The following is a 5,109-nucleotide window of genomic DNA, read 5'->3' on the forward strand; positions in this document are numbered from 1 at the left end:
CGGCGAACGCGACGCCGGACTCCAGCTCGCGCTCCACGGTGGGGTCGGCACCACGCTCGGAGACCACCGCGCGTCGATTGGCCAGCAGGTAGGACACCCGCGCGATTTCGAAGATTTTCGCGTCCCAGTAGTGGATGTTGAGGACGATCTTCGACCGTGCGATCCAGGCGTCGCGGCGCCCGCCGAGGACGCCCGACAGCCATTTGACACGAAGACCTCGGTCGTGCAGTTCTCGGAGAACGCCGTACCGGCGCTCGTTGAGCATGCCGTAGAAAAGGACGTCGATGTCCTCGGAGACCGGGGTGATACGGGTCAGCTCGGGCACGTATCCGATCGGAACGTAAGTGGGCCGGGGCAGTCCCATCGCGGCGAGCCGCTCGATGTTGGCGTGACTGTAATCCCACGCCGGGTAGCGCCGGAAAAGGTCGACGAATTCCGGCATCGTCATCCACGGCGAGTCGTCACCCAATTGCTCGAGGTTGTAGAAGATCGGGTTTTTGGGCACCTCCAAGCCGTACTGGACGAGATGGTTCGCGCCGAACACGATGGTGCGGCGTTCGTCGAGGTCAAGACGGTCGGTCAGCACCGAGTCGTGCCCGAGCGCCGCAAGAGCATGGTGCACGGTCTCCGCAATCTCGCGAAATCCTCCGCCGATGGTCGGATTGGTAGAAGGTGTCACAATTGCGACGGCGAAACGCATGGGTGCAGCGTAGTGAAAGAGGGGCGCTGCGGCTTGCCGATGGGTCACTCACCCGGTCACTCGCTGGGCGCAGCGCAGCCTTTCAAGCTCGTGTGTGCCTCCCGGAGCGACGAACTGCGTCAAGATGCCTGCGAAACCTGACTGTTGCCCGACACTGCGGATGAGCATGACGCGGTCGGTAGCGGTCAGGGCGACGAAACGCGGTAGACGGTGCGCGTGCTGCCGCGGCCGCTGCACCCGCACAGCGGCGTGCGCCAGACAACCCGCAACCCGTGCACCTGAGCATCGCGACGAAAAACGGGGCGCGCAATATGTCTCGGTACTCCAGTCGGCATCGACCAACTTCGGCAGCGCATCGTCACGCTCGAACAGCACACATCGTCGAGCTACCACTGCAACTCGACGAACGCGACCAAGACAGGAGCCTCCGATGAAACCCGGAGGGCCTCAAGGCCCGCCCGGAGGGACCGTTACACGACTGCTTCCAGTTTGCAGAACTGACCGTGTCCAGTTTTTAAAACCGACCGGTTCCGATCTGCAAACCCGACTGTTTCCAGTGTCGCCGAATCTATTTCGATCGCCGACCGGCTTGCGGTACCGTTCCGCTTCGGTTGCTCGAAGGCAGTCTCGGATTACGCCCTTACTTCGGCAGGGCTGGCGATGAACGTGAGGTGGCATGCTATGAGTTCTCCTTTCTACGTCGACCCGGCCATGGTCCAGTGGCTGACGGCGAATCTTGACAACATCGGCACGAACCTGGCCAGCGCCCACGCGGCGGCGGCTGCCCCGACGACAGAGCTGGCGGCGGCGGCGGGCGACGAGGTGTCGACGGCGGTTGCATCGCTGTTCGGCCAGCATGCTGCGCAGTATCAAGCGCTGGCCGCGAGGGCATCCGCCTTCCATGAACAGTTTACGCGCACCATGTCGGCCAGCGGGGCTTCGTACATCAGCGCCGAGATGGCCAACGCGGCGCAAACGGCGGAAGGTGCTGTGCAGGCGTCGGCGGCTTCGATCCTCAATCCGGTCAACTCGTTTTTCCTGCAGGAAACAGGGCGTGTGCTGATCGGTAACGGCGCCGCTGGATACACCACCGCCGCGGGGCAGGGGACGGCCGGCGGGGCCGGCGGGTGGCTGTACGGCAGCGGCGGTGCCGGTGGTACAAGCACGGCAGCCGGCGATGTCGGCGGTGCTGGCGGGGCGGCAGGGTTGATCGGTACCGGTGGTGCTGGCGGCACGGGTGGCGCCGATGCTGCCGGCGGTGCCGGCGGTGCCGGCGGGTGGTTGTTCGGTAACGGCGGCGCCGGCGGCCTGGGTGGCGCCGGTGCTGCCGGTGGTGCCGGCGGCAGGGCGTGGTTGTTCGGTGCCGGTGGTGCTGGCGGTGCCGGCGGATCATCCACTGATCCGAGTGTGAATGGTGGTACCGGTGGTGCTGGCGGCCAGGGTGGGTTGTTCTTTGGCCATGGTGGTGCCGGCGGGGTCGGCGGGGCGGGCGCCCCAGGTACTACAGGCACCTCCAGTAGCCCAGATGGTGGTCTCGGTAGTGACGGTGGTGCCGGTGGTGCCGGTGGTCGGGGCGGGTTGCTCCTGGGTGACGGCGGTGCCGGCGGTGCCGGTGGTCAGGGCGGCGCCGGCGGAAACTCCATCAGTGGTGGTGTCCCCGGTGCTCCCGGCGCCGGCGGTCATGGCGGTGCCGGCGGCGACGGCGGCATTTTTGGTGCTCACGGTGCTCAGGGCGCCCAGGGCGCTCAGGGCGCTCACGGCGCGACCGGGTAGCGGTTCGCCTGGTGCGGTGGTGACTTGAGTGACCGAAGCGGATCGTGCTGAGCGTGGCAACATAGATTGTCGTCGCGGTTTGCGAACATGCCGGGGCCGTCGCCGATCCGGGTTCCTCCGGTAATAAGCTTGCCGGCCTGTGCTGGCGGCAGTCGGATTGTGCGGCTTGTCCTCAATCACGAACTCACTCCGGGTCGGCCCGCAACTGGCCAACCCCGTTCGCGGGCGGCCGCGCCGTTCTCGACCGCGGCAGTCAGAGTCGCAGTCAGAGTCGTTGGGCAGTCTCAATCTCTTGCAGGACAGGCGCTTTCGCTAACTAAACAGCGTGTCACGCGGAGTTTCGCGCAAAATCGAGGTTCGCGCAGGTTGCTGGGGGCCGAAGCACAGCGATTGCGCGGTGCTGCCGTCACGGCGACATGTCCGACGAAGCCGTCGCGGATCGCCGGCGGTGACGCGTTGCGGTGTTCGTCGAACGGCACGACCTATGATCCGCAGTCGCCGCGACGTCGCGTGCAACCCGTCCCGCGAAACCATTGCTATGTAAACTCTGGGCGGTGTCCAAACGAGTAACCGCACACCCCGTGATCTGCCTGAACATGATCGTGAAAGACGAGGCCGACGTCGTCGTGGAGGCGCTCGATTCGGTCGCACCCTACATCAGCTCGTGGGTGATCGTCGACACCGGCTCCACCGACGGGACCCAGGACGTGATCGGCAAACACATGGCCCGCCTAGGCATCTCGGGCGAGCTTCACGAACGGCCATGGCGCAATTTCGGCGACAACCGCACCGAGGCGCTGGACCTCGCCCAAGGCCACGGCGACTACATCTGGGTCATCGACGCCGACGACATCGTCACGGGTACACCCGACTTCACCCAACTGAGCGCCGACATCTACCGCATGCGCCTCGGGGACGCCTCCTTCACCTACTGGCGCCCGCAGTTGTTCCGCGACGGGGTGCGAGTGCGCTATGAAGGCGTCGTCCACGAGACGGCCGTATGGGAGTCTGACTGCGTTGTCGGGCGCGTCGAGGGCGACTATTACGTCGAATCTCGTCGCCTCGGTGCCCGCAGTCAGGATACGCAGAAGTATGCGCGTGACCGCGACCTGTTGCTGGCCGAGGTCGAACGCAACCCCGAGAATGCGCGGTCGGTGTTCTATCTGGCCCAGAGTTACTTCGACCTGGGTGATTTCGTCAACGCTCGCAAGTGGTATGAGCGACGGGCCGAGATGGGCGGCTTGGACGAGGAGGTCTACTATTCGATGCTCCGGCTCGCGGAGTCGATGGCGCGACTCGATTGGCCCTGGCTGGTTGTCCAGGAGGCCTACCTCAGGGCGTGGGAGTTTCGACCGACCCGAGCAGAGGCGCTGTATGCCATCGCACGCCGGTACCGCGAAGATCAGCGCTACCAGCCCGGTCACTTGTTTGCCCAGCGCGCCGCCCGAATCCCGTTTCCCGAAAACGACGTCTTGTTTATCGGAGCAGACGTCTACGCGTGGCGCGCGGTCGATGAGCAGGCGGTGTGCGCGAGCTGGATCGGCCGGCATGTCGAGGCGTTCACGCTGTGCCGGAACCTGCTGGCCCGCCCTGATCTGCCCGAGCCTGATCGGCAACGGATCGCGGCCAACCGCGACTTCAACGTGCCGGTCATGCTCGAGGCGGCGGCATCCTATCCCGATGCGCTTGTGCAGCGTCTGGTCGCCAGTCAAGGCGCCACGGTCACCGTCAGCCTGATCGCCGGACCGGACCGCGAGACCACCGAGCAGGCCATCAACTCATTTCTGAACTGCTGTCTCGATCTGTCACTGTGGTTCGGGCGCTTCCTGGTGGTCGATGCCGGCTTGTCCGCCCCCAACCGCGTGCTGCTGCGGCAGCGCTACCGTTTCCTTGAGTTTGTCGATTGCAGCGCTGGCGACGGGCCCGGTGCGCAGCTCGCGCAGCTGCGCGCTCAGATCCGGGGACGGTTCTGGCTACACTTGGGCCAGGGCTGGCGGTTCTTTGCGCCCGAGAATTTCATCACCCGCCTGATCGCGGTGCTCGAATCCGAACCCCACGTGTTCCAGGTGGGCATCAACCTCGCCGACGCGGCCAAACTCACCGGCACCTGCGCCGCCGAAGAGGAGGTGTGCCGGACACCCGACGCCGGCCGTTACCTGCTCACCGAAGCGGTGGCCACCGGCCCGGCGATGTTCGACACCGCACGCCTAGATCGGGCCGGCAGCATAGTGGGCAGCGACCCAGATCCCATCGCCGAACTCGGTTGGCGGGCGGTCGCTGTCGGACTGCAGAGCGCCAGCCTCGACGAGGTGCTTTGCACCGCAGCGGCCCGGCCCGTGCAGCAACCCAAAGCCCCGGCCCGGGCCGCGCGAAAGGGACGTCGGCCGAAGACACCTGCCCGGTGACCGCATCGAGGCCCGCCGATGATCGATACCCATTGACTACAGGTGCAGACCTGGGATGCAGAGGACTTCGTCGAGGCTGGCGGTGCGCAGCCCGGCGTCGGCGGCCGGTCGTCGATGTCGGGTGGACGGGTCGGGGTTGCTGTTGTGGGCTTCGGTGGTTGGGTTCAGGCGTGTGGTGTCGTACATTGCCGGGCCGCTGGCGACGGTGTCGGTGAGCAGGTAGCGGCCGGC

The 5,109-nt window shown here is 66.0% G+C and carries 3 protein-coding genes and 2 pseudogenes; 3 read left to right on the forward strand and 2 right to left on the reverse strand.

The annotated features are described in order from the left end of the window. Nucleotides 1-700: hypothetical protein (locus ACOJVU_RS14660; protein ID WP_421530441.1), on the reverse strand; the 700-nt coding region annotated here is incomplete at its 3' end. A 711-nt stretch (nt 701-1,411) separates the two neighbouring features. Here ACOJVU_RS14660 and ACOJVU_RS14665 point away from each other — a divergent pair. The 3 genes and pseudogenes from ACOJVU_RS14665 to ACOJVU_RS14675 all read left to right on the forward strand — a co-directional run. Continuing rightward, a pseudogene (locus tag ACOJVU_RS14665) lies at nt 1,412-1,924 on the forward strand (PE family protein); the annotation flags it as partial. A gap of 15 nt (nt 1,925-1,939) precedes the next feature. Beyond that, nucleotides 1,940-2,092: pseudogene (locus ACOJVU_RS14670) on the forward strand (hypothetical protein); the annotation flags it as partial. Between the two features lie 935 nt (nt 2,093-3,027). Further along, nucleotides 3,028-4,878, forward strand: coding sequence for a glycosyltransferase (locus ACOJVU_RS14675; RefSeq protein ID WP_421530442.1), 1,851 nt, complete (start codon nt 3,028-3,030; stop codon nt 4,876-4,878). Nucleotides 4,879-4,914: 36 nt separating this feature from the next. On the opposite strand, the gene ACOJVU_RS14680 is transcribed toward ACOJVU_RS14675, so the two are convergent. Then, nucleotides 4,915-5,109, reverse strand: a 195-nt coding sequence (locus tag ACOJVU_RS14680; protein ID WP_421530443.1) for a hypothetical protein, incomplete at its 5' end; no start/stop codon positions are given.

Origin of the sequence: Mycobacterium sp. THU-M104 (assembly GCF_049197365.1) — a bacterium.
Lineage (GTDB): Bacteria > Actinomycetota > Actinomycetes > Mycobacteriales > Mycobacteriaceae > Mycobacterium.